Annotated in this window: 27 protein-coding genes; 7 read left to right on the top strand and 20 right to left on the bottom strand. The window is 68.2% G+C overall.

All coding sequences use genetic code 11. The features are described from left to right. Positions 1-56 precede the first annotated feature (56 nt). Positions 57-563, bottom strand: coding sequence for a DUF3293 domain-containing protein (locus MMG85_RS08005; RefSeq protein WP_241045561.1), 507 nt, complete (start codon positions 561-563; stop codon positions 57-59). 69 nt (positions 564-632) lie between these two features. Here MMG85_RS08005 and MMG85_RS08000 point away from each other — a divergent pair, with 69 nt between their 5' ends. Together MMG85_RS08000 and MMG85_RS07995 are read left to right on the top strand one after the other, a co-directional pair. Next, positions 633-1,784: a pyridoxal phosphate-dependent aminotransferase gene (locus tag MMG85_RS08000; protein ID WP_241045560.1), complete on the top strand. Its 1,152-nt coding sequence runs from the start codon at positions 633-635 to the stop codon at positions 1,782-1,784. A 175-nt stretch (positions 1,785-1,959) separates the two neighbouring features. Beyond that, the gene (locus MMG85_RS07995) at positions 1,960-2,757 is read left to right on the top strand and encodes an amidohydrolase (RefSeq protein WP_241045559.1); all 798 of its coding nucleotides are present in this window, start codon (positions 1,960-1,962) and stop codon (positions 2,755-2,757) included. Positions 2,758-3,542: 785 nt separating this feature from the next. On the opposite strand, the gene MMG85_RS07990 is transcribed toward MMG85_RS07995, so the two are convergent. The 11 genes from MMG85_RS07990 to MMG85_RS07940 form a co-directional block, all read right to left on the bottom strand. Next, positions 3,543-3,992, bottom strand: coding sequence for a PaaI family thioesterase (locus MMG85_RS07990; RefSeq protein ID WP_241045558.1), 450 nt, complete (start codon positions 3,990-3,992; stop codon positions 3,543-3,545). Then, complete coding sequence (locus MMG85_RS07985) at positions 3,989-4,366, bottom strand: hypothetical protein (RefSeq protein WP_241045557.1); 378 nt, start codon at positions 4,364-4,366, stop codon at positions 3,989-3,991. Before MMG85_RS07985 ends, MMG85_RS07990 begins: the two co-directional genes overlap by 4 nt. 13 nt (positions 4,367-4,379) lie before the next feature. Then, positions 4,380-5,588, bottom strand: coding sequence for a PQQ-dependent sugar dehydrogenase (locus tag MMG85_RS07980; RefSeq protein ID WP_241045556.1), 1,209 nt, complete (start codon positions 5,586-5,588; stop codon positions 4,380-4,382). 23 nt (positions 5,589-5,611) lie between these two features. Next, complete coding sequence (locus MMG85_RS07975) at positions 5,612-7,486, bottom strand: ABC transporter ATP-binding protein (RefSeq protein WP_241045555.1); 1,875 nt, start codon at positions 7,484-7,486, stop codon at positions 5,612-5,614. 77 nt (positions 7,487-7,563) lie between these two features. After that, positions 7,564-8,679, bottom strand: a complete 1,116-nt coding sequence (locus MMG85_RS07970) for an efflux RND transporter periplasmic adaptor subunit (protein WP_241045554.1) — start codon at positions 8,677-8,679, stop codon at positions 7,564-7,566. A 21-nt stretch (positions 8,680-8,700) separates the two neighbouring features. Next, positions 8,701-11,793, bottom strand: a complete 3,093-nt coding sequence (locus MMG85_RS07965) for an efflux RND transporter permease subunit (RefSeq protein WP_241045553.1) — start codon at positions 11,791-11,793, stop codon at positions 8,701-8,703. A gap of 244 nt (positions 11,794-12,037) precedes the next feature. Then, positions 12,038-12,874 (bottom strand): LytTR family DNA-binding domain-containing protein, encoded by an 837-nt coding sequence (locus MMG85_RS07960; RefSeq protein WP_055944084.1) that lies wholly within the window; start codon positions 12,872-12,874, stop codon positions 12,038-12,040. A 3-nt stretch (positions 12,875-12,877) separates the two neighbouring features. After that, a complete protein-coding gene (locus MMG85_RS07955) occupies positions 12,878-13,963 on the bottom strand; it encodes a histidine kinase (RefSeq protein ID WP_241045552.1) in 1,086 nt (361 codons plus the stop codon). Between the two features lie 112 nt (positions 13,964-14,075). Beyond that, positions 14,076-14,720, bottom strand: a complete 645-nt coding sequence (locus tag MMG85_RS07950) for a trimeric intracellular cation channel family protein (RefSeq protein WP_055944090.1) — start codon at positions 14,718-14,720, stop codon at positions 14,076-14,078. 46 nt (positions 14,721-14,766) lie between these two features. Next, entirely contained in the window at positions 14,767-15,207 is a 441-nt protein-coding gene (locus MMG85_RS07945; protein ID WP_241045567.1) for a carboxymuconolactone decarboxylase family protein, read from the bottom strand. Between the two features lie 43 nt (positions 15,208-15,250). After that, on the bottom strand, positions 15,251-16,138 hold the full coding sequence (locus tag MMG85_RS07940; protein WP_241045551.1) for an RNA polymerase sigma-70 factor: 888 nt from the start codon (positions 16,136-16,138) through the stop codon (positions 15,251-15,253). 113 nt (positions 16,139-16,251) lie between these two features. Between MMG85_RS07940 and MMG85_RS07935 the strand changes: the two genes are divergently transcribed. Beyond that, positions 16,252-17,769 carry a fumarate hydratase gene (locus MMG85_RS07935; protein WP_241045550.1) on the top strand — a complete coding sequence of 506 codons (1,518 nt, stop codon included), beginning with the start codon at positions 16,252-16,254 and terminating at the stop codon, positions 17,767-17,769. Positions 17,770-17,943: 174 nt separating this feature from the next. Continuing rightward, the gene (locus tag MMG85_RS07930; RefSeq protein ID WP_241045549.1) at positions 17,944-18,579 is read left to right on the top strand and encodes a glutathione S-transferase family protein; all 636 of its coding nucleotides are present in this window, start codon (positions 17,944-17,946) and stop codon (positions 18,577-18,579) included. A gap of 185 nt (positions 18,580-18,764) precedes the next feature. Here the strand turns inward: MMG85_RS07930 and MMG85_RS07925 are convergent, their stop codons facing one another. The 4 genes from MMG85_RS07925 to MMG85_RS07910 form a co-directional block, all read right to left on the bottom strand. Further along, positions 18,765-19,874: a sterol desaturase family protein gene (locus MMG85_RS07925; RefSeq protein WP_241045548.1), complete on the bottom strand. Its 1,110-nt coding sequence runs from the start codon at positions 19,872-19,874 to the stop codon at positions 18,765-18,767. Positions 19,875-19,920: 46 nt separating this feature from the next. Beyond that, positions 19,921-20,340, bottom strand: coding sequence for an arsenate reductase (glutaredoxin) (gene arsC / locus MMG85_RS07920; protein ID WP_241045547.1), 420 nt, complete (start codon positions 20,338-20,340; stop codon positions 19,921-19,923). Next, complete coding sequence (locus MMG85_RS07915) at positions 20,340-21,524, bottom strand: phospholipase A (protein ID WP_241045566.1); 1,185 nt, start codon at positions 21,522-21,524, stop codon at positions 20,340-20,342. The genes arsC and MMG85_RS07915 overlap by 1 nt, the downstream gene beginning before the upstream one ends. A 70-nt stretch (positions 21,525-21,594) precedes the next feature. After that, on the bottom strand, positions 21,595-22,080 hold the full coding sequence (locus MMG85_RS07910) for a DUF456 domain-containing protein (protein ID WP_241045546.1): 486 nt from the start codon (positions 22,078-22,080) through the stop codon (positions 21,595-21,597). A gap of 229 nt (positions 22,081-22,309) precedes the next feature. On the opposite strand from MMG85_RS07910, the gene MMG85_RS07905 reads away from it, so the two are divergent. Continuing rightward, complete coding sequence (locus tag MMG85_RS07905; RefSeq protein WP_055944114.1) at positions 22,310-22,519, top strand: cold-shock protein; 210 nt, start codon at positions 22,310-22,312, stop codon at positions 22,517-22,519. A gap of 94 nt (positions 22,520-22,613) precedes the next feature. On the opposite strand, the gene MMG85_RS07900 is transcribed toward MMG85_RS07905, so the two are convergent. After that, on the bottom strand, positions 22,614-23,090 hold the full coding sequence (locus MMG85_RS07900) for a glycine zipper 2TM domain-containing protein (RefSeq protein WP_055944117.1): 477 nt from the start codon (positions 23,088-23,090) through the stop codon (positions 22,614-22,616). A gap of 141 nt (positions 23,091-23,231) precedes the next feature. Further along, positions 23,232-23,672 carry a cytochrome c gene (locus MMG85_RS07895; protein ID WP_055944120.1) on the bottom strand — a complete coding sequence of 147 codons (441 nt, stop codon included), beginning with the start codon at positions 23,670-23,672 and terminating at the stop codon, positions 23,232-23,234. A gap of 76 nt (positions 23,673-23,748) precedes the next feature. On the opposite strand from MMG85_RS07895, the gene MMG85_RS07890 reads away from it, so the two are divergent. Then, the gene (locus MMG85_RS07890) at positions 23,749-24,564 is read left to right on the top strand and encodes a tRNA threonylcarbamoyladenosine dehydratase (RefSeq protein WP_241045545.1); all 816 of its coding nucleotides are present in this window, start codon (positions 23,749-23,751) and stop codon (positions 24,562-24,564) included. Here the strand turns inward: MMG85_RS07890 and MMG85_RS07885 are convergent. Further along, positions 24,545-25,312 carry a TatD family hydrolase gene (locus MMG85_RS07885; RefSeq protein ID WP_241045544.1) on the bottom strand — a complete coding sequence of 256 codons (768 nt, stop codon included), beginning with the start codon at positions 25,310-25,312 and terminating at the stop codon, positions 24,545-24,547. The two genes, MMG85_RS07890 and MMG85_RS07885, sit on opposite strands and share 20 nt — an antisense overlap. 3 nt (positions 25,313-25,315) lie before the next feature. Next, positions 25,316-25,534, bottom strand: a complete 219-nt coding sequence (locus tag MMG85_RS07880; protein ID WP_055944132.1) for a DUF6116 family protein — start codon at positions 25,532-25,534, stop codon at positions 25,316-25,318. A 174-nt stretch (positions 25,535-25,708) separates the two neighbouring features. On the opposite strand from MMG85_RS07880, the gene MMG85_RS07875 reads away from it, so the two are divergent. Beyond that, positions 25,709-26,524, top strand: a complete 816-nt coding sequence (locus MMG85_RS07875; protein WP_277399783.1) for a glycine zipper 2TM domain-containing protein — start codon at positions 25,709-25,711, stop codon at positions 26,522-26,524. The last annotated feature ends 42 nt before the right edge of the window (positions 26,525-26,566 follow it).

Genomic DNA, 26,566 nt, shown 5'->3' with positions numbered 1-26,566 from the left:
CCGCCCATTCTAAACGGAGGCGCCGGTCCGGCCGCCTGCGACAGACGGTCGCGGTGTCAGCCCACCCAGTCGATGTATGGATCGCCATCGGCCTGCGGTGGGCGCGGCCACATCATCCGCAGCCGCACCGGCGCGTCGGCGTGCCAGAACAGGGTGCCGCCCTGGCCGAACTCGCGCGCCAGGGCATCGGCCTGCTCCCGCGTGGCGTCCAGCACCAGGCAGCCGTGTTCGACCATGCCGCCCTGGTTGTTGCAGCCGAGCGCGGGGTGGAAGGCCAGGCCCAGCGTGTGCAGACGGGCATGCAGGCGCTCCTGCGCCGCGTCGTTGACGTGCCGCGGGGCATCGACGGGCGGGGGATTCCACGCGGTGATGAACAGATAGCGGGATGCCATGACCTGCCGCTCGACGTCCGGGGCGGTCATGCCGGTACGGAACAGCCATTCCTGCCGGCCGACGGTGACGAAGTAGTGCGCGGCGGCCCAGGCGGTGGCCAGCCGCGCGCGTTCCGCCTCGGGGACATCTCCGAGGCCGCTGCCGTCGGTGGGAACGCGGTGGTCGGCCATGGCCGCATCATCGCGCGTAACGCCCGGCGCGTACACTCTGCGTTCCCCACGCCGAGTACCCGCACCAGGATGTCCCAGCCGCAGACCAAGCTGCCCAAGGTGGGCACCACCATCTTCACCGTGATGTCGCAGCTCGCCGCCGAGCACGGCGCGGTCAACCTGGGACAGGGTTTCCCGGACTTCGCCGTGCCGCAGCGGCTGGTGGACGAACTGGACCGCGCGATGCGCGACGGCCACAACCAGTACGCGCCGATGACCGGCGTGGCCCCGCTGCGCCAAGCCATCGCCGAGAAGGTGTTGCGCTGCTATGGGCGCGAGGTGAACCCGGACACCGAGATCACCGTCACCAGCGGCGCCACCGAGGCGCTGTTCAATGCGATCCACGCGGTGGTGCGGCCGGGCGAAGAGGTCATCGTGCTGGACCCGGCCTACGACAGCTACGAGCCGGCGATCGACCTGGCCGGCGCGCGCGCCGTGCACGTGCCGCTGGACCCGCAGACCTTCGCCGTGGACTGGGACCGCGTGCGCGCGGCCGTCACGCCGAAGACCCGGCTGCTGATCATCAACAGCCCGCACAATCCGTCCGGCGCCATGTTCGACGCAGCCGACATCCGCGCGCTGTCGTCGTTGCTGGAGAGCACCGGCCTCTACCTGATCTCGGACGAGGTGTACGAGCACATCGTGTTCGACGGCCGTCGCCACGAGTCGATCCTGCGCTATCCGGAACTGGCGGCGCGAGCGTTCGTGGTGTCCAGCTTCGGCAAGACCTACCACTGCACCGGCTGGAAGATCGGCTACGCCATCGCACCGCCGGCGCTGAGTGCCGAGTTTCGCAAGGTGCACCAGTACAACGTGTTCTGCACCTTCGCGCCGGCGCAGCACGCGTTCGCGGCGATGATCCGCGACGAACCCGAGCACTACGAGCAGCTGGGCGCGTTCTACCAGGACAAGCGCGACCGTTTCCGCGAACAGCTGCTGGGCACGAAGTTCAAGCCGCTGCCGGTGCCGGGCGGCTACTTCCAGCTGGTCGATTATTCGGCGGTCAGCGACCTGTCGGATGCGGAATTCGTGAAGTGGCTGACCATCGAGCACGGTGTCACCGCGATCCCGCTGTCGCCGTTCTACGAAACGCCGCCGGCCGGCCAGCGCCTGGCGCGGCTGTGCTTCGCCAAGAACGAAGCGACGCTGGAGGCGGCGATCGCGCGGTTGAAAGCGCTGTAATGATTCGTCATTCCGGCGAACGCCGGAATCCATCTGGCTTTTGCTCCAGGTTCCGAGAAACGGCAAAGCCAATGGATCCCAGCTTGAACAGCCATTCGGCTGTTGAAAGCCGCTGGGATGACGTCGGCAACATTGCGATCGTCGTCATCCCGATGGCGGTCTGGAGACAGAACCCATGCAGGACCTTCGCATTTCCCTCATCCAGGGCGAAACGCGCTGGCACGACCCGGCCGGCAACCGCGACTACTACGGCAGGCTGATCGCACCGCTGGCGGGGCAGACCGATCTGGTGATCCTGCCGGAGACCTTCACCAGTGGTTTCAGCAACGACGCCATCGACCAGGCCGAAGGCATGGACGGCGCCACGGTGGCGTGGATCCGCGAGCAGGCGGCGAAGCTCGATGCGGCGGTGACGGGCAGCGTGCAGTTGCGGACTGACGTTGGCGTGTTCAACCGCCTGTTATTCGCGACACCTGACGGCGGCCTGCAGCACTACGACAAGCGCCATCTGTTCCGCTATGCCAACGAGCACACACGCTATGCCGCCGGTCGCGACCGGTTGACGGTGGAGTGGAAGGGCTGGCGGATCAATCCGCTGGTCTGCTACGACCTGCGCTTCCCCGTGTTCGCACGCAACCGCCATGACGTCGAACGCCCGGGACAGCTGGATTTCGATCTGCAGCTGTTCGTGGCGAACTGGCCGGCGGCGCGGGCGTATCCATGGAAGACGCTGCTGCGGGCGCGGGCGATCGAGAACCTGTGCTACGTGGCGGCGGTGAATCGTGCGGGGACAGATGGCAACGGTCTCGAGTACGCGGGCGACAGTGCGGTCATCGACATGCTGGGGCAGCCGGTGGTGGAGTTGCCGGCAGGCGAGGGTGTGGTGACGACGACGATCTCGGCGCAGGCGCTGGCGGCGCATCGGGAGCGGTTCCCGGCGATGCTGGATGCGGATCGGTTCGAGTTGCGCTGAGTACTTGAGCCCCTCTCCCTGCGGGAGAGGGGTTGGGGTGAGGGCCAACGAAGTCCATGTCTTCGTTCTCCACGGCCGCTACAACAGCCGCAATGGTTTTGTTTTTGATGGCCTTGCGGGATGAGCTTTCGGTGGCCTACGCATGGTGCCGCTGGCCGCGGAGGCCTTACTTTCTTTGCTTGTGCAAAGAAAGTAAGCAAAGAAAGCACACCCCGGCGGTCCGCCCGCCGCTGCGCGGCGGGTGCGCAGTCCCGGCGGGAATTTTCGTGCAGGGCATCCTGCCCTGTACGAAAACGGCGCACATCCTTGTGCGCCGCCCCTTTGGGGTTTTACCCGCCGTGACTGCCGGACCTCAGGGGGCCCAAGAGCCGAAGCAGACGCGTCCGCCCGCGCTGCTGTGCTGTTGCCCCTGCTTTTCTGGGTCCCCATGAGGCGCGGCGAGTGGGCCGGGTAAAACCCGAAGGGCGCCGCCCTGGATGGGCGGCGTTTTCGTATGGCACAAGGATGTGCCTTACGAAAATTCCCGGACCACTTGCGGACCCTGCGCGAAGCGCAGGGCGTGCCGCCTGGGGGGTGTTTCTTTGCCTACTTTCTTTGCACAAGCAAAGAAAGTAGGGCCCCCGCGGCGAGCGGCACCATGTTCAAGAAAAGGAAAGCGCTTCCCGCCAGGCCATCAAAGGCAAAAGCCCACGGCGGATGTGGCAACCGCCAGAGCGGGCAGAACACATGGGCTCCGTTGGCCCTCTCCCCAACCCCTCTCCCGCAGGGAGAGGGGCTTAACGGCCTCAGCCGGCCTTCTGCGGCAGGATCTGGCACACCGCCTGGCACATCACCAGCACACGGCCTGCGTCGTCACGCACCTCGCCGGCGAGGAACAGCTGCGTGCGCGTGCGTTCCACCAACCGTGCATGGCACACGATGTGCGGCATCTCCTGCGTCACTGGCCGCAGGTACTGCGTGTTGAGCGAGGTCGTGACGCTGGGTGGTGCGATCAGGTACGAGAACGGGCCCAGCGTATTGTCCAGTGCCGCCACGATGAAACCGCCCTGCATGTGCCCGATCGGGTTCTGGTAGCGCGGCAGCACCGGGAAGCGCATCGCCAGCGACTGGCCTTCCACGTAGTCGACCGGTTCGCCCTGCATGTCGAGCAGGCAGCGCGGCGGGATCTGCAGCGGGGCGCCGGCCGGCAGGCGGGCGCGCAGCAGGGCGTTGATGTCGGTGCTGGCGTCGCTCATGGCGTGAAGCTCAGCTCGAACGAGGTGAAGAACGGCGCGCGTGGTGGAGCGGACAGCGTGCTGCCGCGGATCTGCTTCTGCACGCAGATCGCCAACGGCGTGCCGCCTTCCCGCCAGGTGCGGACGACCTGGCCGCTGGCATCCAGTTCCGCCACCACGACGAACGGCGAGGTGTCGGCGGTCGGGGTGGCGCAGCCGCTGATAGCGGCATCCAGCGCGAGCCGCTGTGCGTCGCGCAGTGCGCCAGCGTCGGTGGCGGGCAGCGAGGCTTCGTCGCGGTCCGCCTGCTGCTTGGCCGTGGCGTAGTCGCTGGGTGACTGCGCCTGCGCCATCGTGGCGATGCACAGGCCGCAGGCGAGCAGGAGCATGCGCATCACCGGGCCGTCCTCACGGGGCCTTCGGCGGTTCGATGCGCCAGACCTTGCCGTCGTCCTCGTCGGTGACGACGTAGACGCTGCCGTCCGCGGCCACGCGCACATCGCGCACGCGCTCGCCGATCTCGTTGAGCAGGCGCTCCTCGCCGACGATCTTGTCGCCGTCCAGGGTCAGGCGGATCAGGTTGCGCTCCGCCAGCGCGCCCACGAACACGCTGTCGTTCCACGGGCTGTCGGGCTTGCCGGTGAGGAAGGCCATGCCGGAGACGCCTGGGGACTTCTCCCACATGTGGAACGGCTGCTCCATGCCGTCCTTCGTCTTGCCTTCGGCTTCCGGAATGGGCTGGCCGGAATAGTTGATGCCGTAGGTGATGATGGGCCAGCCGTAGTTCTTGCCGGCCTCCGGCAGGTTGATCTCGTCGCCGCCGCGCGGGCCGTGCTCGTTCTGCCAGAGCTTGCCGGTGCGCGGATCGCGGGCCATGCCCTGCATGTTGCGGTGGCCGTAGCTGTAGATCTCCGGGCGTACGTCGGCGCGACCGACGAAAGGATTGTCCTGCGGCACGCTGCCGTCCAGGTTCAGGCGCACCAGCTTGCCCTGCAGCTTGTCCAGTTCCTGCGCGGTGGGGCGGTTGTTGCGGTCGCCCTGGCTGATGAAGAGGTGGCCGGCGTCGTCGAACACGATGCGCGAGCCGAAATGGTTGGGGCCTTCCAGCTTCGGCTCCTGGCGGTAGATGACCTTGACGTCCGCCAGCGTGTCGCCGGACAGCGTGCCGTAGGCCACGGCGGTGCCTGCGGTGCCGTTGTCGCCGGGTTCGGCGTAGCTCAGGTAGATGCGCTGGCTGCTGGCGAAGTCGGGCGCGGGCACCACGTCGAGCAGGCCGCCCTGGCCGGTAGCCCACACCTTGGGTACGCCCGTGATCGGCGCCGACACCGCGCCGTCGGCGCCGACGCGGCGCAGCTGGCCACTGCGTTCGGTCACCAGCATGGCGCCATCGGGCAGGAAGGCCAGGCTCCATGGATGATCCAGGCCGCTGGCCACGCGGGTCACGCGGATCTGGCCACGTGCACTGGCCAGTGTCTGCGTGGGCTGTTCCGCCGGTGCCGCCTGGGCGGTCGCGGGCGTGGCGTCCTTGGCGGCATCGCCATTGGCGGAGGAGTTGCACGCGGCCAGCGGCAGCGCGAGGAGGAGGGCGGTGGCGAGTCGATGAGGGGCGTGGCGCAACGTCGTGTCTCCTGTGGGGAAAGTCAGCGGTAACCGGCGGCCTGCAGCTCGAACAGTTCGGCGTAACGGCCGCCGGCGGCCATGAGGTGTTCGTGCGTGCCGCTCGCTTCCAGGCGTCCCTGGTCGAGGACCAGGATGCGGTCGGCCATGCGGACGCTGGAGAAGCGGTGCGAGATCAGCACCGCGGTCCGATTGTCCGACAATTCCTTGAAGCGTTGGAAGACCTCGAACTCCGAGCGCGCATCCAGCGCGGCGGTCGGTTCATCGAGGATCATCACCTGCGCGTCGCGCATGTAGGCGCGGGCGATGGCGATCTTCTGCCATTGTCCACCGGACAGGTCCACGCTGTTCTTGAAGCGGCGTCCCACCAGCTGGTCGTAGCCGCGCGGCAGGCCCGCGATCACCTCGTCGGCCATCGCGCGTGCGGCGGCGGCGCGGATGCGCGCCTGGTCGTCCATCGCTTCGATCCGGCCCACGCCGATGTTCTCGCCCGCGGTCAGGTGGTAGCGCACGAAGTCCTGGAAGATCACGCCGGTGTTGGCGCGCAGGTCGTCAATGTCGTACTCGCGCAGGTCGCGCCCGTCCAGCAGGATGCGGCCTTCATCCGGGTCGTACAGCCGCGCGAGCAGCTTGACCAGCGTGGTCTTGCCGGCGCCGTTCTCGCCGACCAGCGCCAGCACTTCGCCGGCCTGCAGCTCGAAATCCAGATGCCGCACCGCCCAGCGTTCGGCATCGGGATAGCGGAAGCCGACATTCTCGAACACGAAGCCGCGGGTGATCGGGCGCGGGATCGGCACCGCGTCGGCGGGCGAGGTGATCTCCGGTTCGATCTCGAAGAACGAGAACAGGTCGTCCAGGTACAGCGCCTGGCCGGCCACCTGCGAGAAACCGATCAGCAGGCCCTCCAGCAACTGGCGCAGGCGCAGGAAGCTGCCGGCGAGGAAGGTCAGGTCGCCGATGCTGAAGTCGCCGCGCACCGTGCGCCAGGCGATGTAGCCGTAGGCGACGTAGTAGCCCAGCGTGCCGAGTGCGGCGAGCACCGTGCCCCAGACCGCGCGACGTCGCGCCAGGGCGCGGTTGGCGAGGAAGAACTTCTCGGCCAGTCCGCGGTAGCGCTCAATCAGGAAGCGATGGAGGTTGAAGATCTTCACCTCCTTCGCGGTTTCCACGCTGGCGCCCATCTGGCGCAGGTATTCCAGCTGGCGACGCTCCGGCGTCCACTGGAAGTTGAGCGAATAGCCCAGCGCGTTGAAGTGCGCCTCGCCGACGAACGCGGGGATCAGCGCCAGCGCCAGCAGCGCGATCAGCCATGGTGCATACACCAGCAGGCCGGCGGCGAAGGCGACCACGGTGATCGCGTCCTGCACCTGGCCGAACAGCTGGCTCATCAGGTTCATGCGGCCCATCGTCTGGCGGCGCGCACGGTCCAGCTTGTCCTGCAGGTCGGGGTCTTCAAAGTCCTCCAGGTCGAGCGTGGCGGCGTGTTCCATCAGCCGCACGCTGGTGGCGTTGGTGAACAGTTCCGACAGCAGCGCGTCGGCATAGCTCACCAGCCGGCCGAGCAGGTCGGAGCCGATGGCCAGCGCGAACTCCAGCGCCAGCAGCGAGGCCAGCGTGTCGAGCTGCCCGCTGCGCCAGGCCTCGCCCAGCGAGCCGAAATCCAGGCCCAGGCCGACCAGGCGGATGGCCTCGTCGATGATCAGCTTGGCGATGTACAGCGTGACCACCGGCATGAAGGCCCGCACCAGCCGCAGGCCCAGGCTGGCCAGGGTCAAGGTGCGGCTGGTCTGCCAGATCTGGCGCAGGAACGGGCCGAGGTTGCGCATCGCGTCGAAGCGCTCGCGCAGGTTGGGGGTGGGACTGCGTGCGGGCGCGCTGTGCGGGGAGGACGACGGCATGCCCGGATTGTGCCCGTTCGTGGCGTCGTCGTCAGTGAAGGGGCGGCGTGCGGCCCGCGGCCATCGTGGCCTCGGCGTCAGCGCATCGCCACCGCCGGGCCGGACGGCCCGATGTCGAGCGGCTGGATGTCGAGTCGCTGGCCTGGCTCGACGCGTTCGCCGCCGCGGATCACCAGGCGGTCGCCGACGCGGACGCTGCCGGTCACTTCGACCAGCCCGTCCATGTCGGCGCCGGTCTTCACCGGCACGCGCTCGGCCTTGCCGGCCGCATCCACGCGCACGACGAAATCGCCTTCCCGGCGCAGCATCACCGCGTCGCGCGGCACCGCCACCACCGTGCGCGTCGCGGCGCTGGGCAGGCCCACGTCGACGGCGGTGCCGACGGGAATGTCCAGGCCCTGCACGGCGATGCGCAGTTCCAGCTGCCGCGAGGTTTCGTCGCCGACTGGCACCAGCGCACTGACGGGGTAGGTGCCTTCTTCGCCCGCGCTGCGCACGCGCACCTCGGTGCCGGCTGCCAGGTGGCGGGCCAGGTCCACCGGCGCGCGCACGCGCACTTCCTGCGCGCCGGTGTCCACCACCCGTGCCACCGAACCGCCGGTGACCAGGTATTCGCCCAGTTGCGTATGCCGCTCGGCGACGATGCCGTCGAACGGCGCGCGGATCACCATCTGCGTGCGCTGGTGGCGGATCTGCGCGAGTTGCGCCAGCACGCGTGCGCGGTCCTGCACCAGCACGTCGCGGTCGGCACGCAGCTGGTCGTACTGCGCGCGCGCGATGTTCTGCTGCGCGGCCAGCTGCGCGTACCGCTGCTCCTGCCGGTTGGCCAGCGCCAGCTGCGCCTGGATGCGGGCCAGGTCGGCCTGGCCTTCCTGTTCGCGCAGGCGCAGCGCGGTGTCGTCGAGCACGGCCAGCGCCTGGCCGCGGCGCACGCGTTGTCCCACGTCCGCCACCTCGACCACGCGACCCTCCTGCTCGCCGGCCACGCGGGCATCGCGGCGGCTGATGACGCTGCCCGGCGACCAGTGGCGCGGGGAGAACGGCGCGTTGATGGCGGGCGCCACGCTGACGATGGCAGCGGGGCCGTCGGCAGTGTCGGCAGGCGCGCTGGCGTCGGCGTCCCGTTTCAGCAGGGGGAGGGCGAGGACGCCGGCCAGCGCGAGGGCGATCAGCAGCTTGTGCAGGGAACGCATGGGGATTCTCCGGAGCGGGGGTCAGGAAGCAGGATGGGGACGCGATGCGTCGAGCGCGTCGCGTGCCGGCCGCGGCGCGCGTTCGCCCGCCAGCCGCAGCAGCGCGGGCACCAGCACCACGGTGAACAGCAGGCTCAGAGCGACACCGCCGACCGACACGGCGGCCAGTCCGCGATAGATCACCGCGCCGGGGCCGGGGTTGATCGCCATCGGCAGCGCGCCGAGTACGCCGGTGAGCGCGGCGATCAGGATCGGACGCAGGCGCTGGTCCAGCGCCTGCTTCAGCGCGTCGTCCAGCGAGGCGCCGGCGGCCTGCGCTTCGCGTGCCTGCGCCACCAGCAGGATGGCGTTGTTGATCACCATGCCCAGCAGCATGATGAAACCGATCATCGACAGCAGGTCCAGCGTCTGTCCGGCGGCGAGATCCAGCACGCGCAGGCCGGCGACACCGCCAAGCACCGCCATCGGCAGCGTGGCCATGACGAAGGCGCTGTCGCGCAGCGACTTGAACATCGCCGCCATCAGCATGAACAGCACCACCAGCGCCAGGGCGAAGTTGGCGCCCATGCTGCGCACCACTTCGCCCAGCCGGTCAGCGCTGCCGGAGATGCGGATGGCCGCGTCCGGCGGCAGGTCGGCGCGCAGCGACGGCACGATCTCGTCGTTGACGATGTCCAGCGCTTCTTCCAGCGACATTGCCGCGGGCGGATCGACCGTCAGCGTCACCGTGCGGCGGCGGTCGATGCGGCGCAGCTGGTTGGGCGCCAGCACGGTATCCACCTGCGCCAGGTCGGCCAGGCTCAGCACGCCGCCCTGCGGCGTGGCCAGCGGCGCGGCGCCGAGGCGCTCGACATCGTCTCCGCGATTGCTGCGCAGGATGATGGCCAGGCGGCGGTCGCCGTCGAAGTATTCGCCCAGCCACTGGCCGTCGCCCAGCGCGCGCACCACGGTGCCCAGCTCCGGACGGCGCCAGCCGACTTCGGCCAGCCGGCGGTCGTCGGGGTTGATACGCAGCTCGGGCGTGCCGGCATCCGCATTCGGCCACGCCTGCACGTTGGCACCGGCGAAGCGGTCCGACAGCAGCTTGCGACCGGCTTCGGCGGCACGCGCCAGTGCGTCGCCGTCGCCGTGTTGCAGGTGGATGGCGATGGCGCGCGCGGAACCGCCGAAGCTGCCGAACAGCTCGCCCTCGCTGGCGAAGGCGCGGGTGTCGGGGAAGCCGACGACGATCTCGTCGCGGACGATGCGCTCCAGTTCGCCGATGTCGTCCGGATCCACCACGCGCGCACCCAGCGAGCCGCCGCCGGGCCACAGGTTGAGATACCAGTTGCTCAGCTGCGGTCCCTTTTCGCCGTCCATGTACGGGCGCATGCGCTCAAGCACGAGCGGCGCGATCTCGCGGTTGACGCGTTCCGGACTCATGCCCGGCGGGAAGTTGAAGAACGCATCCACGGCCGCGCGCTTGACCGGCGGCAGGTAGTCGATCTGCGGCATCAGCAGCGCCGCCAGCAGGGCAGGGGCGAGCACCAGCGCGCCGACCCACGTCCACTGGCGCCTGCGGCCCTGGGTGACGCGCAACGCCCAGTCGCTGATCTGCGACCAGGCGCGATGCCGCGCGCCATCGCCCGGCCGCGTGCGCAACCAGGTGCCGGCCGCCGCGGGCAGCACGGTGACCGCCACCAGCAGCGAGATGCCGACGGCAATGGAGATGGTCAGCGCGAGGTCGGCGAACAGCTGGCCTTCCACGTCGTCCATGAAGATCACCGGCAGGAACACCGCCACCGTGGTCAGCGTGGACGCGACCAGTGCGCCGCCCACCTGGCGCGTGCCTTCCAGCGCGGCGCGGCCGGCCGGCAGGCCCTGCTCGCGCAGGCGCACGATGTTCTCGGCCACCACGACGGCGGCGTCCATCACCATGCCGACCGCGAACGCGAGGCCCGCCAGCGAGATGACGTTGAGGCTGCGGCCGGTCAGTTGCAGCACGATGAAGGTCGCCAGCAGCGAAATGGGGATCGCGCAGGCGATCAGCGCGGTGGCGCGCACGTCGCGCAGGAACCACCACAGGCAGCCGATGGCCAGCAGCACGCCGGCGGTGAGGCTGCCGGACAGCAGGCCGAGCGCGCGGTTGATGAAGACCGAGGCGTCGAAACTCTGCGCGATGTCCAGACCGAGCGGCTTCAGTTCCTGTTCGCGCACGTCGGCGACGACGCGCTTCACCTCGTCCAGCGTGTCCAGCACGTTGGCGCCGCTCTCGCGCAGGATGCGCAGCCCGATCGCCGGATTGCCGTTCTGGTAGGCGAAGAAGCGCTGCTCGGGCCGCTTCACGTCCACCGCGGCGACATCGCGCAGCCGCACCGGCCGGCCGTCGCGCCAGGCGAGGATCAGGTCGCCCATCGTCTCCGGCGAGTAGCGGCCGGCGAAGCGCAGCACGTATTCGCGACGACCGGCTTCGACCACGCCACCGGAGACGTCGGTGGCACGCGCGGCAACGGCGGCGACGTCGGGTATCTGGATGCCGAGCGCCGCGGCGCGTTCCAGGTCGAGCGTGATGGTCAGCTCGTCCTCGGCGCCGCCGTTGATCTCCACGCCCGCCACCCCGTCCACCGACGTCAGTCGCGGCACGATGCGGTCCTCGATCATCTGCCGGTAATCGAGGATGTCGCCATTCGTGCCCGGCAGCTTCTGCACGAAGAAATAGGTCAGCGAGTTGTTGGCGTTGTCGGCGCCGGCCTGCACGACCGGCGGCGTGGCATCGCGCGGCAGCGGCTGCAGGCGGTTCATCCGCGACAGCACTTCCACCAGCATCGCGTCCATGTCGCTGCCGACGGCGAAGGTCAGATTGATGAAGCTGTTGCCGGCATTGACGTTGGAGGCGATCTCCTCCAGTCCGGGCAGGCCCTGCATCACCGCCTCGATGGGCTCGACGATCTCCGACTCCATCTCCTGCGGCGAGGCCGCGCGCCACGCGGTCTGGATCGACATCTGCGGCCGCTCGATGTCGGGGAACAACTGCAGCGGCAGCTTCAACAGGCTCATCAGGCCCAGGGCGCAGACCATCGCCACCACCACCGCGACGGCGGCCGGATTGCGCAGGGAAGCGTCGGTGAGTTTCATCGTGCAGGTCCGCGTGGTGGTCGGCGGAGCGCACGATGCGCGTGTCCTGCGCTGGGGTTATGGCCCGGAAGTCATGCGATGCGCCGCGTTGCGGCGAGCGGTGGAACGCGTGCGATGAACCGAGCGTTGTGAATCCAGGTTGCGTCGGTTTGGCTTAGCCGATGTGGGAGCGACGTAAGTCGCGATGACCGCATCAAGGTGTGTCATCGCGACTTACGTCGCTCCCACAGGAAGCAGGCAACGCTCAGAGCAACACCGACAGCTTGTCGCGATGGCTGCGCGACAGCTTGAGTTCCTGCCCGCAATCCAGGCGCAGGAAGCTCTCGCCGTTGGTGTGCGGTCGCATTTCCACCACGCGACGCGCGTTGACGATGGTGGAACGGTGGATGCGCGGGAAGCGCTGCGGGTCCAGCTGCTTTTCCAGGTCGCGCATGGTCGCGCGCAGGATCAGGGTGTTGCCGTTCGGGCCGTCGCCGTCGGTGTGGATGCACATGTAGTCGCCGGCCGCGTCGATCCAGCGGATGCTGTGCAGGTCCACGCGCACGGTGCGGCCGCCGTCGCGCACGGCGAGCTTTTCCTCGCGGCGCAGCAGGTCCAGTGCATCCGGCTTGAGCGCATCGTCCAGGTCCAGCGGCGGACGGCCGCTGAGTTCGCCCAGCAGGCCGAGCAGGTGCGCGCAGTGGCCGCTGGCCTCGCGCTGCGCGCGGGCCTGGCGCACGCGCGACAGGGCCTGCGCCAGGCGCGATTCCTCCACCGGCTTGAGCAGGTAGTCGGTGGCCGAGGCCTCGAAGGCGCGGATGGCGTAGTGGTCGTAAGCGGTCACGAACACCACCAGCGGCATCTCGCTGGCGGGAATCGCGCGCAGCGCCTGGAAGCCATCCATGCCCGGCATCTGCACGTCGAGGAACATCAGGTCCGGACGATGCTCGCGCAGGCCGGCGATGGCCGATGCGCCGTCGCCGTAGTGGCCGACGATCTCCACGTCCGGGTGCGCGGCGAGGCGGATCTCCAGGCCGCGGCGGGCGAGCGGTTCGTCGTCCACGATGAGCGCGCGCAGCGGGGTGGAAGCGGCGGTGTCCATGCCTCAGTCTCCGCGCGTCTGCGAGGTTTCGAAGGGCAACCTCAGCGTCACCTCGATGCCGCGCTCGCGGTTGTGCACCGCAAAGCCGCTGGCTTCGCCATACAGCACCTGCAGCCGTTCGCGCGTGTTGCGCAGGCCCACGCCCTTGCCGGGCGGCAGCTGGTCGCCTTCGAGCGCACTGCAGCCGGGGCCGTCATCGATCACCCGCAACACCAGCCGGTCTCCGTCGCGCTCGGCCTCGATCCGCAACAGGCCGCCGGCCACCTGCTTGGCCACCGCGTACTTGATGGCGTTCTCCACCAGCGGCTGCAGCAACAGGCTGGGCAGCAGGGCGCGCCAGCAGTCCTCGTCGATGGCGGTCTCGATGCGCAGGCGGTCGGCGAAGCGGATCTTCTCGATGTCCAGGTACAGGGTCAGCGCGTCCAGCTCCTGCCGCAGCGTGACGCGCTGCATCGGATCGTTGTCCAGCGAGTGGCGCAGGAACGACGACAGGCTCTGCACCATGCGGTTGGCGGTGGCGTTGTCGCGGTCCAGGATCAGGGTGGAGATGGCGTTGAGCGTGTTGAACAGGAAGTGCGGGTTCAACTGGTAGCGCAGCATCTTCAGCTGCGCCTGGTGGGCCATGCTGCGCGCGGCCAGCGTGCGCTGGGTCTGGTCCTGCAGTTGCCGGTAGTACTTCAGGCCGAGATACAGGCCCACCCAGGCCAGCACCACGTAGATGTAGCTGAGCGAATGCGCGACGAACTCCAGCCGGTTGGCCGGGGCGCATTCTTCGCAGAACCGCAGCATCACCGCGCGGCTGGTCAGGTTCATCACGGTCGACGCCGCCAGCATCGGCAACACCATGATCGCCGTCAGCACGGGCGGCGGCAGCGACCAGCAGGCACGCAGCAGCTGGCGCAGTCCCAGGGTCGCGACGAAGCCGGTGCAGGCGGCGGTGAACGGCACGATCCAGTAGCCGGACGGCTTGCCGTAGGCGAGCGCCTGCAGCGAGCCGAGCGTGAAGTAGGCAATCCAGCCGCCCATCTGCAGCATCCAGAACGGCTGCTTGCGGGTCAGGTCGAGCGGATGCGAGGACGCGATGGCCATGGGGGAGTAAGTGGACGCAGGTGCCGCCATGCTAACGCCGTCGGTCCGCTTGGGCGGCTCGGCTCGACGGGCGGCAGGCACGCTTCGGCGCAGCCGCGGCCTGTCCGCCCGGTCACTGCAACGGCCCGGGCGGCTCGCCCTCGCCGCCGGACTGCAGGGCGACCGGCAGGTGCCAGCCGTAGGTCACCGCCATCATCCGCAGGCCGAAGCACAGCCCCGCGCCGACCAGCGCGCAGGGCAGCGCCGGCAGCGACAGCCAGTGGCCCAGCGCCACCACCAGTGCACCGGCCAGCGCCGCGACCGCATACAGCTCGGCGCGCAGCACCAGCGGCACCTGTGCCAGCAGCAGGTCGCGGGCGATGCCGCCGCCGATGCCCGTCAGCATGCCCATGCCGGCGGCCATCGGCGGCCAGATGCCGTATTCCAGCGCTTTCTGCGTGCCGGCCACGGCGAACAGCGCCAGCCCCATCGCATCGAACATGCGCACGGGGTGGTGCAGCTTTTCGATCAGCGGGGCGCGGAAGAACGTCACGATGCCGGCCGCCAGCGAGGTCACCGGGTAGCGCCAGTCGCTGAGCGCAGCCGGCGGCGTCGCCCCGATCAGCAGGTCGCGGGTGATGCCGCCGGCGGTTGCAGCAATGAACGACAGCACCAGCACGCCGAAGATGTCCAGGCGGCGGCGCACGCCGAGCGTGGCGCCGCTGAGCGCGAACACGAAGGTGCCCACCAGGTCGAGGATGAGGACAAGGGTATCCATGCCGGCATTGTGCCGCCGGCATGGCAGGCCTGCGAGGGCGGCGCGGTCAGGGCAGGATGGGCTGCATGCCCACGCCCAGGCGGTTCCAGGCGTTGATCGTGGCCACGGCCATGGTCAGTTCGGCAATGCCGGCCTCGTCGAAGTGCGTTTTCAGCGCATCGTAGGTGGCGTCGGCCGGTGCGCCCGCCGGCAGGGTGGTCAGCTGTTCGGCCCAGGCCAGCGCAACGCCTTCGCGGGCGTCGAAGAAACGGCTGTCGCGCCAGCCGGCCAGCGTGTCCAGCTTGCGCGGCTCCACCCCGGCCTTGCGCAGCGCGCCGCCGTGCATGTCCATGCAGTAGGCGCAGCCGTTGATCTGCGAGACGCGCAGGAAGATCAGTTCGAGGAATTCCTTGCCTAGCGTGCCGTTGTGCACGGCGGTGCTGGTGGCATACAGGCTGCGGAAGGCGTCGGGGACGTGCTTCGGATAGTCGACGCGATGGAACTTCATGCTCATGGCAGTGCCTCAATGGCGGCCACGATGGCCACCTTCGCTACCAGGACGCGCCACCGTCCTTCGCCGTGACAGCCGTACCCAGCTTGTCGGGATTGGCGACCGTGAACAGCTCGCTGATGCGCTCGCCATCGCTCACCGCCACCATTACCGCGACCAGCACGCCGTCGCGGTACCGCAGGATCGCCGGCTCGCCGTTGACCGTACCCATGCGCCACGTGATGGCGGGGTCGTGGCGGCGGTAGGCGGCCCAGAACAGGCGGGCGATGCGCACCGCACCCAGCAGCGGGCGCGTCACCGCCAGCGCCTTGCCGCCGCCATCGGACACCAGCCGCGCGTCTTCGCTCAGCAGCGCCGTGATCGCCGGCTGGTCGCCGCGTTGCGCAGCGCGCATGAAGCGCTCGAGCAGCTGGCGATGGTGTTCCGGCGCCACCTCGAAGCGCGGGCGGCCCGCCTGCACGCGTTCGCGGGCGCGATGGACCATCTGCCGGCAGTTCGCTTCGCTCTGTCCCAGCAGCGGGGCGATCTGTGCGTAGTCGTAATCGAAGGCTTCCTTCAGCAGGAAGGCCGCGCGCTCTTCCGGGCCCAGCCGCTCCAGCACGGCAAGGAAGGCCAGCGACACCTGCTCGGCGACTTCGGCGGACCGTTCCGGCGTGGGGGAGTCGTCGATCTCCGAGGGCGCAGGCAGCCAAGGGCCGGTGTAGTGCTCGCGCTGCACGCGGGCGGCGCGCAGGCGGTCGATGCCCAGGCGGGTGGCGGCGGTGACCAGCCAGGCTTCCGGGTCGCGGATGCCGGTCCTGTCGGCCTGCTGCCAGCGCAGCCAGGTGTCCTGGACCACGTCTTCGGCGTCGCTGCGGCTGCCCAGCAGGCGGTAGGACAGCCCGAACAGGCGGCCGCGATGGGCTTCAAAGGTGTTGGCGGCGTTCATGCGACCAAGGACGGGGCAGGGCGACGTGGCGTGACAGCCGGGCGAGGGGTCACTTTGGCCTAAAATGGCGGCTTCCGCCCGCGACCCCACCGGCAGCCCCGGCTCTACGTCCCATGACCTCGATCAAGCAGGAAGACCTCATCCAGTCCATCGCCGATGGCCTGCAGTACATCAGCTACTACCATCCCGTCGATTACATCAAGAGCCTGGCCGCCGCCTACGAGCGCGAGGAATCGCCGGCGGCGAAGGACGCCATCGCGCAGATCCTGATCAATTCGCGCATGTGTGCCGAGGGCCATCGCCCGATCTGCCAGGACACCGGCATCGTCACCGTCTTCCTCGAGATCGGCATGGACGTGCGCTGGGACGACGCCACGATGGGCGTGGAAGACATGGTCCACGAAGGCGTGCGCCGTGCCTACAACCACCCGGACAACAAGCTGCGCGCCAGCGTGCTGGCCGACCCGGCCGGCAAGCGCACCAACACGAAGGACAACACGCCGGGCGTGGTCAACGTCAAGGTCGTGCCGGGCAACACCGTGGACGTGATCGTCGCCGCGAAGGGCGGCGGTTCCGAGGCGAAGTCGAAGTTCGCCATGCTCAATCCCTCCGATTCCATCGTCGACTGGGTGCTCAAGACCGTGCCGACCATGGGCGCCGGCTGGTGCCCGCCGGGCATGCTCGGCATCGGCATCGGAGGCACCGCCGAGAAGGCGATGCTGCTGGCCAAGGAATCGCTGATGGAGCCGATCGACATCACCGAACTGCAAGCCCGCGGCGCCAGCAACCGTGCCGAAGAACTGCGGCTGGAGCTGTACGAGAAGGTCAACGCGCTCGGCATCGGCGCGCAGGGCCTGGGTGGCCTGACCACCGTGCTCGACATCAAGGTCAAGGACTATCCGACCCACGCGGCCAACCTGCCGGTGGCGATGATCCCGAACTGCGCCGCCACCCGCCATGCGCACTTCACCCTCGACGGCAGCGGCCCGGTGATGCTGGACCCACCGTCGCTGGAAGACTGGCCGGAGCTGACCTACGACGCCTCCAAGGGCCGTCGCGTCGATCTCGACACGCTGACCCGCGAGGACGTGGCCAGCTGGAAGCCGGGCGAAGTGCTGCTGCTCAACGGCAAGCTGCTGACCGGCCGCGATGCCGCGCACAAGCGCATGGTCGAGATGTTGAATCGCGGCGAACAACTGCCCGTCGATCTGCGGGGCAAGTTCATCTACTACGTCGGCCCGGTCGATCCGGTGCGCGATGAAGTCGTCGGCCCCGCCGGCCCGACCACCGCCACCCGCATGGACAAGTTCACCGAGCAGGTGCTGGCGCAGACCGGCCTGCTGGGCATGGTCGGCAAGGCCGAGCGCGGCCCGGCCGCGATCGAGGCGATCCGCAAGCACCAGTCGGCCTACCTGATGGCGGTCGGTGGCGCAGCGTACCTGGTGTCGAAGGCGATCAAGGCGGCGAAGGTCGTCGGTTTCGCCGACCTGGGCATGGAGGCGATCTACGAGTTCACCGTGCAGGACATGCCGGTGACGGTGGCCGTCGACTCGCAGGGCACCTCGGTGCACAACACCGGCCCGAAGGAATGGCAGGCGCGGATCGGGAAGATTCCGGTGGTGGTGGCGTAACGCTGTTCCCTTCTCCCTGCGGGAGAAGAGCCTGCCCCGTACTTGATACGGGGTGCCCGTAGGGCGGATGAGGGTGAGGCGGAGTCAGGGTGCTCAAACCATTCGGACTTTCGTCGCCCTCACCCCAACCCCTCTCCCGAAGGGAGAGGGGCTCAAACCGCAAGAGGTCCGTGCATGTCCACCACGCTCTACTACTCCCGCAGCACCGCCAGCCTGGTCGTGCACTGGTTGCTGATCGAACTCGGCATTCCGCATGAGCTGCACGAGCTGGACTTCGACAAGCGCGACCAGAAATCCGAGGATTACCTGAAGCTCAATCCCGCCGGCGTGGTCCCCACGCTGGTGATGGACGGGCAGGTGATCACTGAAACCGCCGCGATCCTGATGCATCTGGCCGACACGCATCCGCGCGCGGAGCTGGCACCGGCCGTGGCCACCACGCAGCGTGCGCAGTACTACCGCTGGATGCTGTTCTGCGCCAACACGCTGATGCCGGCCTATCGCGCGTGGTTCTACCCGGACGAGGTCGCCGGCGCGGCCAACATCGAGGCGTCGCAGCAGCATGCGCGGGCGAGGCTGGAAAAGGCGTGGGGTCAGGTCGCCGATCATCTGGAGGCGCACGGCCCCTACCTGCTGGGCACGCAGCGCAGCGCCGCAGACTTCCTGCTGACCATGCTGATGCGCTGGTCGCGCAACATGCCCAAACCGACCGACACCTGGCCGGTGCTGCACGCCCATGCCCAGCGCATGAAGGCGCTGCCGAGCTTCAGGGAAGTCTATGCCCGCGAGGGGCTGACGGACTGGACGTAAACGAACGCCGCTCTCTGTAGGAGCGACGTGAGTCGCGACCGAGAAGCTTGAATGAGTTGCATGCATGGTCAACAGCCGAGCATTCGCCATGCACCGCACGAGGTGAAGTTCCCGCCAGTTCGGCCGCGCGGTCGCGACTCACGTCGCTCCTACAAGTCGCTCCCACACCCGGCCACCGCGGTCGCTCAGTCCACGTACTCGTCGAACTTCCGCCCACCCTGGAACGGCATCAGGTGCTGGCGCACGATGCCGCGCGGCACGGTCTCCAGTTTCATCACGCCGTATTCCTCCGGCCAGTCTTCCTGCTTCGGCGGCAGCTTGAACGTGCCCATCAGCATGTCCACCAGCGGCAGGTGGATGGCGTAGTTCACGTCCAGATAGTCCTTGTGGCGTGCGTGGTGCCAGTGGTGGTAGCGCGGCAGCACCAGCAGGTACTCCAGCCAGCCGAAGCGGATGCCCAGGTTGGCGTGCGCCAGCACGGCCTGCAGGCCGACCAGGATCACGTACGCGTTCACCGCCGGCGTCGAGAAGCCCAGCACCAGCAGCGGCAGCAGCACCGCGCTGCGCGTCAGCACGATCTCGACGATATGGATGCGCGAGCCGGCCAGCCAGTCCATCTCGCGGCTGGAGTGGTGCACGGCATGGAAGCGCCAGAGCCACGGAATGTTGTGGTACGCGCGGTGCAGCAGCGCTTGCGCCAGGTCGGCCACGAACACCGCGATCAGGAACTGCACCCATACCGGCAGCGACTGGATCGCATTCTTCAACGCGGGGAACGCCGCCAGCCCTGCGATGGTCGAGGTGGATGCGGTCACCAGGATCAGGATGAACTGCACCAGCATGTGGCTCATGAAGAAGTAGGTGACGTCGGTGCGCCAGCCGGGCCGCAGCGGCGAGATGCGGCGCTTGCCCAGGTAATGCTCAAGCGGCACGAACACCAGCGCCGAGAAGAACAGCGAGATGACGAACCAGTCCAGGCCCAGCGAATATGGCGTCTTGCCGATGGCGTCGAACTGCACGTTGGTGCCGCCGAACAATACGGCCAGCGTGGCACTGCCCACGCCGACCAGCGCGATGCGCTTGTTGCGGTCGCGCAGGATCGCCCAGGTACCCATCGCGAACGCGGCCGCCAGTCCGACCAGCAGCAGGTGGCGGGCGAACTGCTCGTTATAGGCCGCGCGGAATTCCTTGCTGGTGAGCAGCTCCGGGAAGTGGAAGCAGGCCACGGCCAGCAGGCTGAGCAGCCCGAGCAGGGCGGAGGAGTACGCGAAGAACGAACGGCGCTGGCGTGACATGGTGCTTCCCTGGCAGGCGATGTGGATTCCTGCGCGGGATATTACGTCAGCGGATGCGGTTTCCGGCCGCATCGATGACCGCTTCGCCATCTTCCTTGTTGAAGGCCCCGCGTTGCGGCTGCGGCAGGATGTCCAGCACGGCTTCGGAAGGACGGCACAGTTTCGTGCCCCGTGCGGTCACCACGATCGGCCGGTTGATCAGCACCGGATGCGCCAGCATCGCGTCGACCAGCGCGTCGTCACCGGCATCGGCCAGGTGGAGTTCGGCGTAGAGCGGTTCCTTCGCGCGGACGACGTCGCGCACGGGGACCTGCATGGCATCGATCAGCGACCGCAACGTGGCGCGGTCCGGCGGCGACTGCAGGTACTCGATCAGCTGCGGCTCGATACCGGCGTTGCGGATCAGTCCCAGCGTATTGCGCGAGGTGCCGCAGGCGGGGTTGTGGTAGATCGTCACCGCGTCCATCAGTACCAGTCCAGCAGCGAGATGCCCAGGCCCACATAGGTGGCTTTATGGTTGTAGTCGATCAGGCTCTCGCCGTAGCCATGGAACACCTGCACATGGCCGCGGAACGCGCGGTTGATCGGGAAGCCGTAGTCCAGTTGCAGCGCGCCATGCGATTCATCGCCGCCCCGCAGCGAATGCCGGCCGAGCACCGTGAAGATGTGGCCGTCGCGCGCGTAGGTCAGCATCGCGTCGCCGCGGCCGATGTAATTCTCGATATCGGGATTGTCGTCGTCGTTGCCGTCCGGCACGCGGTACCAGGGGCGCACCACGAAGGCCCAGTTGTCGCGGTCCAGGCCGATGGTGGCGATGACGCGGTTCCAGCTGCGCGACAGCGGGTCGCTGCGGCCGTTGGACTGGTGGTTGATGCCGATGCCGGCCATCCGTCCCTTCCAGCCGGCGATGCTGTAGTTGTTGCGGAACACCAGCATCACTTCCGGCTCGTAGTTGGTCTCGCGGAACGGGCGCGATTCCTCGCCGTTGTAGACCTGCCAGCGCGAGCTCTGGGTGTAGGCGCCCCAGATGTCGCCGTTGTCGCCGAACACGTTCTCCGCGAACTTGGTCTTGAAGCTCAGCTGGAACTTGGCTTCGATGTCCTGCAGTTCCTGCGCTTCGGTGACCGTGTTGTCCGGATTGGGGGACGACGGGGTCTCGTTGACCTGGCTGGTCCAGAACGCCGGCAGCAGGTACATCGGCTTGTACGCACGCAGCTGGAACACGCCCAGCTTGGAGTCCTTGGCCAGCTCCCAGCGGCTGTCGAGCAGCGAGCCGCGGCCGGCGTTGGCGATCAGGTCGGCCTCGGTCGCGTCATCGACGCGGAACCAGACCCCCATGCGACGGCGTGCGCGCTCGCTCAACGGCAAGTCGGCCGCCTTGGCCGCGTCGGCTTCGGCGCGGGCGTCGGCGCGCGCCTTGGCGCGGGCTTCGGCTTCGGCCTCCTTCGCCGCCAGTGCCTCCTGGTCGGCGCGACGGGTGTCGGCGGCCGTTCGCCCCAGCGCGCTGTCGTAGCAGGCCAGGCGCGCGGCATCGTTTTCCAGCAGCAAGCAGGCTTCGGCCGATGCCGCAGCGGGCGGACTCTCCTGCGCCTGGCTGGCGAAGGAAACGGTGACGCCGATGACCAGCGGCAGCAGTCGGGTGCGTTGCATCATGCGGGGACTCGGTCGGGGGAGGGCGACATTCTGCCAGTCGGGCGGGATGGCGCGCGTGCAGGCGCGCTCAGAAGATCCAGGCGAACACGAACAGGCCGACCATCGCGAAGGTCAGGCCCAGCTTCAGCACCACGCCCAGCACGATGCCCAGCCAGGTTCCCAGGCCCACCTTGGTCGCCTGCCGCAGTTCACGCCCGTGCCACAGCTCGCCGAGCAGCGCACCGACGAAGGGGCCCGCCAGCAGGCCGATGGGCATGAAGAACAGGCCGGCGAACGTGCCGATCACCGTGCCCCACAGCGCCTTGCGGCTGGCGCCGACGCGCTGCGCCCCGATGGCCGTGGAGAAGATGTCCGCGGCGAACGACAGCGCGGTCAGCAGGCCCAGCATCACCAGCGTCACCCAGCCGATCTGCTGGAAGTCGCCGGCCCAGGCGGCCAGCAGCATGCCCGCGAACACCAGCGGCAGGCCGGGCAGGGCCGGCAACACCACCCCGGCGATGCCCACCAGGATCAACACCACCGCCAGGGCGTAATAGAGCATCTGGATGTCCAATCAAATCTCCTCGTGAATCAATGGGTTGCCGGGGGCTTGACTTTTCCGTTCAAGCGTTTGCATTTTGCCAAATGCCGGGTTACTGTGCGGCCGCTGCCGTTGCCAAGGTCACCGTGAATCGTGGCCTGATGGGGTAGATCCATGATCCGCTGCATCCTTGTACCTCGCTTCCTCCTTGCAACCAGCCGCCCAGCAGGCGTATCCACCACCCGTTTCAAGGAGCAAGTAGATGTCTGATCGTGAAACCGGAACCGTCAAATGGTTCAACGATGCCAAGGGCTTCGGCTTCATCAGCCGCGAGAATGGTGAAGACGTGTTCGTGCATTTCCGCGCCATCCAGACCCAGGGCTTCAAGAGCCTGAAGGAAGGCCAAAAGGTCAGCTTCACCGTCGTGCAGGGCCAGAAGGGCCTGCAGGCCGATGCCGTGCAGCCGGTCTGAGTCGAAATCGCCGAACCGCGCCCCGGCGCGTGCTCCCATGAAAAAGCCCGGCTGACGCCGGGCTTTTTCTTTGCGCTGGAAAAGGTGGATGCGATCAGCGGATCACCACGCGCCCGTTCTGGACGCGGACGTAGGTGTTCTCGCGTACGCCGCCCAGGTCGCGCTGGCTGATCGTCACCCGCCGGCCATCGTCCATGCGGACGGTGACGTTGTAGGTGTCGCCGGTGGTGCGGTTCTGGATGGCGTTGCCTGCCGCCGCGCCGGCGACGGCACCGGCCACGGTGGAGACATTCTTGTTGCCTTCGCTGCCGCCGGTGCGATCCGAGATCTGGCGGCCGGCGACGGCACCGACGATGCCGCCCAGCACCGCGCCGGTGGCCGACGGCGCCGTGCGGCCGGACGGCACCACGTCGATGCGCTCGACGATGCCGCAGTCGGCGCAATAGCGGTTGGCCGGTGCGCTGTTGTAGCCGCCGCCGTAGCCGCTGTTGCCGTAGCCGGGAGAAGTGCTGGCGCAGCCGGCGAGGGCGACGGTGGCGGTCAGGCCGATGGCGAGCAGACGCATGTTCATGGGTGCCTCCTGTGGGTGGTGGGGCTGCCGGTACCGGGCAGCGCTTCGTCGCGCATGCTCCACAGGCGGGCGTGAACATGATGACAATCGGGCCGCTTGCGCGGCCCGGATGTCAGGTGCGATTCAGTCGCGCGCCGCGTCCTATCCGCGGAAGTCCTGATGACAGGCCTTGCAGTCCGCTCCCACTTTTTCGACCAGCGCACCGGCGGCGGCGCAGTCGGTCGGCGGCGCGCTCAGGGCGGCATCGAGATCCGCACGGAACTGGCTGGTGTGGGTCTTGAACCGCTGGTCGTCCGCGATCCCGGGAAACGCCATCTCCAGATCGTTCGCCATCGCCCGCAACGTGCGCACATGCGGAATGGTGTCGGTGGCGGCGCAGCGGTTCTGCTTCACCTTGTCGGCCAACAACCCGGAATGCTTGGCCATCACCTGCATCACGCTGCCGGGGAACCGGTCCTGCTTCGCCTGGATGGCGCGCAGCGCCATCACCGTGCAGATGGCGCCCACCACCAGGCCGATCAGGAACAGGAACAGGTAACGCGAAGCGGCGGAAGGCTTCTTGGTCTCGGGCTGGCTGGCCATGCGGCGGGCTCCTTGTGGATGACGCAGTGATGGTACGACGGCCGTCACGGTTTGCGCCACGGCTTACACTGGTGCCATGAAGAAAGAACTCAGGGACCGGTTCGCCGGCATCGATCGTCTGTATGGCGTGGGCACGGTGGAGCGCCATGCCGCCTCACGTGTTGCCGTGGTGGGGATGGGCGGCGTCGGATCGTGGGTGGTGGAGGCGCTGGCGCGTTCGGGCGTCGGCCATCTGACCCTGATCGATGCCGACGACATCTGCGTGTCCAACACCAACCGCCAATTGCCCGCCCTGGAAGGCCTCTACGGACGCAACAAGGCCGAGGCGATGGCCGAGCGCTGCCGCGCGATCAATCCGCTGTCCGACGTCGAGGTGGTGCCGCAGTTCCTCACTCCCGCCAACATGTCGGACCTGCTGGATCGCGGGTTCGATCTGGTGCTGGATGCCTGCGACAGTTTCCGCGTCAAGGTCGAGATGATCGCCTGGTGCCGGCGCCGCAAGCTGCCGATCGTGGTGTCGGGATCGGCCGGCGGCCGTACCGACCCCACCCAGATCCGCCTGCGCGACCTCTCCCGCACCGAGCACGACGCGCTGCTGGCGCTGGTGCGCAAGAAGTTGCGTGCGGAGTTCAACTTCCCGAAGAACAAGGACCGCTACTTCGGCGTGCAGGCCGTCTATTCGCTGGAAAACGTCAAGTATCCGCAAGCCGATGGCAGCGTCTGCGGCCTGCGCCCGCAGCTCGGCGCGGACGCGGCATTGAAGCTGGATTGCGGCGTCGGACTGGGGGCCGCCACCCACATCACCGGCGCATTCGCGTTCGCGATGGTGGGCAAGGCGCTGGAACTGCTGGCCAAGCCGCCGAGAGCGGGGGTCAGTCCGCCGGCAGCGTGAACAACTGCTCGGCGTTGCGCGTCGTGACCCGTGCGATCTCGTCCGGCGAGACACCGCGGAGTTCCGCGATCACGTCGCGTATCACGGGGAGTCTGGACGGCTCGTTGCGTTGTCCGCGGATGCCAGCATCCGGTTGGTCGGGCGCATCCGTTTCCAGCAGTAGGAATTCGAGCGGCATCGTGCGCGCGAGCGTGCGCAGGCGGTTTGCGCGTTCGTAGGTGACGGGCCCGCCGAGGCCTATCAGGAAGCCCAGGTCCCACAACTGGCGCGCCTGCTCCGGACTGCCGGAAAAACTGTGCACCACGCCGCGCAGGCCGCCTGCGCGCTTGATGGCGGCGATCACGGCATCCACCGCGCGTCGGGCGTGCACGATCAGCGGAAGATCGAACTCGCGCGCCAGCTGCAGTTGGCCGTCGAAGTAGGCGTGCTGTCGGTCGCGGTCCAGGCCGTCGACGAAGTAGTCCAGCCCGCATTCGCCAACCGCCACCGGCCGCTCCCGTTCGATCCAGGCGCGCAGTTCTTCCAGGTGCTCCGGCCGGTGGTCCGCCAGGAACATGGGATGCAGCCCGTAGGCGGGAAACAGGCCGGAGTCCTGGGCGCAGACATCGCGGAGCTTGGGCCAGCTCGCAGCCGACACGGCGGGTACGACCTGCCGGGTGACGCCTGCGGCCCGTGCGCGCGCCAGCGCAGCTGCGCGGTCGGGGTCGAACTCCGGCGCATCGAAATGACTGTGGCTGTCGACCAGCATGTTTCAGCGCTGGGACGGTTCGATGGCCGGCGGCGGGTCCTTGCGACGCTTCCAGTTGGCCAGCAGCAGCGTGCCCAGGCCGAACAGGATTTCATCCACGAACGGAAACGGATCAGGCAGGAACAGCGTGACCGCAAACAGGGCGGCGGTGATCTTGAACAACGTGGGGTAACGCAGCTTTCGCGCCCAGTCGAGCAGTGGCAGCAACAGGGGGTTTGGCATGACGGTGCTCACTCTCCGCAGGGTGGAATATCGGCACGCTAGCATGATCGACATGTCGCCGAAGCGTTCATTTTTTGTTCGTTTTCGTGGGTCTTCGCGGGTGCTTTGTTCAGGTTGGCAATGGTGCAATGATGGCCAAGATGAATCGGGGACCGCCCCGACATGGAGGCAGCGATGAAGAGCAATACCACTACGATCCTGGTCGCCGTCGGCGCGCTGCTGGTGGGCGGTGTGGCCACGGCCGCCTTCCTCAAGGGCGGCGACAAGAGCCCGGCCGACCAGAACGGCCTGGTCACGGCAGCAGATGGCGCGCTGGTCGCGGATGATGCGGCGGCGACCGACAACGAAATCCCGATGGGTACGCTGCAGTACGCCACGGTGGTGAAGGCTGATCCGGTCACCAGCTCCGAAAAGCTGTACGCCACGGTGATCGGCACCGAACCGGTCCGCGAGACCACCACCACCAGCACGCCGCGCGAAGTCTGCGAGGACGTGGTGGTGCAGGAACGCCTGGCCGAGCGCGACGGCAACGTCGGCGGCACGGTGGCCGGCGCGGTGATCGGTGGCCTGCTGGGCAACCAGGTGGGCGGCGGCAGCGGCAAGAAGGCGGCCACGGTGGCCGGCGCGGTGGCCGGTGGCGCCATTGGCAACCAGGTCGACAAGCGCCACGTCGGCGGCCGGGTGGTCAACCGCACCGAGCGCCAGTGCCATACCGAAAACGCGACGTCGGAGTCCTCGCGCGTGACCGGCTACAACGTCACCTACCGCAACCCGGACGGCAGCACCGGTACAATGCGCATGGACAGCAAGCCGGGCACCCGCATCGCGCTGGGCACCACCGACAAGGTGATCGGTTACGACGTGACCTATCGCTTCGAAGGCCAGGACAAGACCATCCGCTTGGACCAGAAGCCGGGTGAGCGCCTGCCGGTGATCGATGGCCAGGTGGTGACGCAGACCGCCAGCGTGGACGCCCCCGACCAGGGCTGATCGCCGGCCGGCAACGGCCTGCGTTTCAACGTGGCACCCCGC

The sequence above is a fragment of the Pseudoxanthomonas sp. LH2527 genome (assembly GCF_022539275.1).
Taxonomy (GTDB): Bacteria; Pseudomonadota; Gammaproteobacteria; order Xanthomonadales; family Xanthomonadaceae; genus Pseudoxanthomonas_A.
Note: the sequence above shows the minus strand (reverse complement) of the source record. Positions and strands in the feature narration are given on the sequence as shown.

What these genes read in the sequence shown, in the direction of transcription:
- MMG85_RS07880 (WP_055944132.1), bottom strand. Translation starts at nt 25,534, where the DNA reads ATGCCAAACCCCCTGTTGCTGCCACTGCTCGACTGGGCGCGAAAGCTG.
- MMG85_RS07975 (WP_241045555.1), bottom strand. Translation starts at nt 7,486, where the DNA reads ATGCCGTCGTCCTCCCCGCACAGCGCGCCCGCACGCAGTCCCACCCCC.
- MMG85_RS07965 (WP_241045553.1), bottom strand. Translation starts at nt 11,793, where the DNA reads ATGAAACTCACCGACGCTTCCCTGCGCAATCCGGCCGCCGTCGCGGTG.
- arsC (WP_241045547.1), bottom strand. Translation starts at nt 20,340, where the DNA reads ATGGACGCGGTGACGATCTACCACAACCCCGCCTGCGGCACCTCGCGC.
- MMG85_RS07940 (WP_241045551.1), bottom strand. Translation starts at nt 16,138, where the DNA reads ATGAACGCCGCCAACACCTTTGAAGCCCATCGCGGCCGCCTGTTCGGG.
- MMG85_RS07990 (WP_241045558.1), bottom strand. Translation starts at nt 3,992, where the DNA reads ATGAGCGACGCCAGCACCGACATCAACGCCCTGCTGCGCGCCCGCCTG.
- MMG85_RS07900 (WP_055944117.1), bottom strand. Translation starts at nt 23,090, where the DNA reads ATGAACATGCGTCTGCTCGCCATCGGCCTGACCGCCACCGTCGCCCTC.
- MMG85_RS07995 (WP_241045559.1), top strand. Translation starts at nt 1,960, where the DNA reads ATGCAGGACCTTCGCATTTCCCTCATCCAGGGCGAAACGCGCTGGCAC.
- MMG85_RS07950 (WP_055944090.1), bottom strand. Translation starts at nt 14,720, where the DNA reads ATGGATACCCTTGTCCTCATCCTCGACCTGGTGGGCACCTTCGTGTTC.
- MMG85_RS07890 (WP_241045545.1), top strand. Translation starts at nt 23,749, where the DNA reads ATGAAGAAAGAACTCAGGGACCGGTTCGCCGGCATCGATCGTCTGTAT.
- MMG85_RS07960 (WP_055944084.1), bottom strand. Translation starts at nt 12,874, where the DNA reads ATGGACACCGCCGCTTCCACCCCGCTGCGCGCGCTCATCGTGGACGAC.
- MMG85_RS07895 (WP_055944120.1), bottom strand. Translation starts at nt 23,672, where the DNA reads ATGGCCAGCCAGCCCGAGACCAAGAAGCCTTCCGCCGCTTCGCGTTAC.
- MMG85_RS07945 (WP_241045567.1), bottom strand. Translation starts at nt 15,207, where the DNA reads ATGAAGTTCCATCGCGTCGACTATCCGAAGCACGTCCCCGACGCCTTC.
- MMG85_RS07970 (WP_241045554.1), bottom strand. Translation starts at nt 8,679, where the DNA reads ATGCGTTCCCTGCACAAGCTGCTGATCGCCCTCGCGCTGGCCGGCGTC.
- MMG85_RS08005 (WP_241045561.1), bottom strand. Translation starts at nt 563, where the DNA reads ATGGCCGACCACCGCGTTCCCACCGACGGCAGCGGCCTCGGAGATGTC.
- MMG85_RS07955 (WP_241045552.1), bottom strand. Translation starts at nt 13,963, where the DNA reads ATGGCCATCGCGTCCTCGCATCCGCTCGACCTGACCCGCAAGCAGCCG.
- MMG85_RS07885 (WP_241045544.1), bottom strand. Translation starts at nt 25,312, where the DNA reads ATGCTGGTCGACAGCCACAGTCATTTCGATGCGCCGGAGTTCGACCCC.
- MMG85_RS07985 (WP_241045557.1), bottom strand. Translation starts at nt 4,366, where the DNA reads ATGCGCATGCTCCTGCTCGCCTGCGGCCTGTGCATCGCCACGATGGCG.
- MMG85_RS07915 (WP_241045566.1), bottom strand. Translation starts at nt 21,524, where the DNA reads ATGCAACGCACCCGACTGCTGCCGCTGGTCATCGGCGTCACCGTTTCC.
- MMG85_RS07935 (WP_241045550.1), top strand. Translation starts at nt 16,252, where the DNA reads ATGACCTCGATCAAGCAGGAAGACCTCATCCAGTCCATCGCCGATGGC.
- MMG85_RS07930 (WP_241045549.1), top strand. Translation starts at nt 17,944, where the DNA reads ATGTCCACCACGCTCTACTACTCCCGCAGCACCGCCAGCCTGGTCGTG.
- MMG85_RS07925 (WP_241045548.1), bottom strand. Translation starts at nt 19,874, where the DNA reads ATGTCACGCCAGCGCCGTTCGTTCTTCGCGTACTCCTCCGCCCTGCTC.
- MMG85_RS08000 (WP_241045560.1), top strand. Translation starts at nt 633, where the DNA reads ATGTCCCAGCCGCAGACCAAGCTGCCCAAGGTGGGCACCACCATCTTC.
- MMG85_RS07905 (WP_055944114.1), top strand. Translation starts at nt 22,310, where the DNA reads ATGTCTGATCGTGAAACCGGAACCGTCAAATGGTTCAACGATGCCAAG.
- MMG85_RS07875 (WP_277399783.1), top strand. Translation starts at nt 25,709, where the DNA reads ATGAAGAGCAATACCACTACGATCCTGGTCGCCGTCGGCGCGCTGCTG.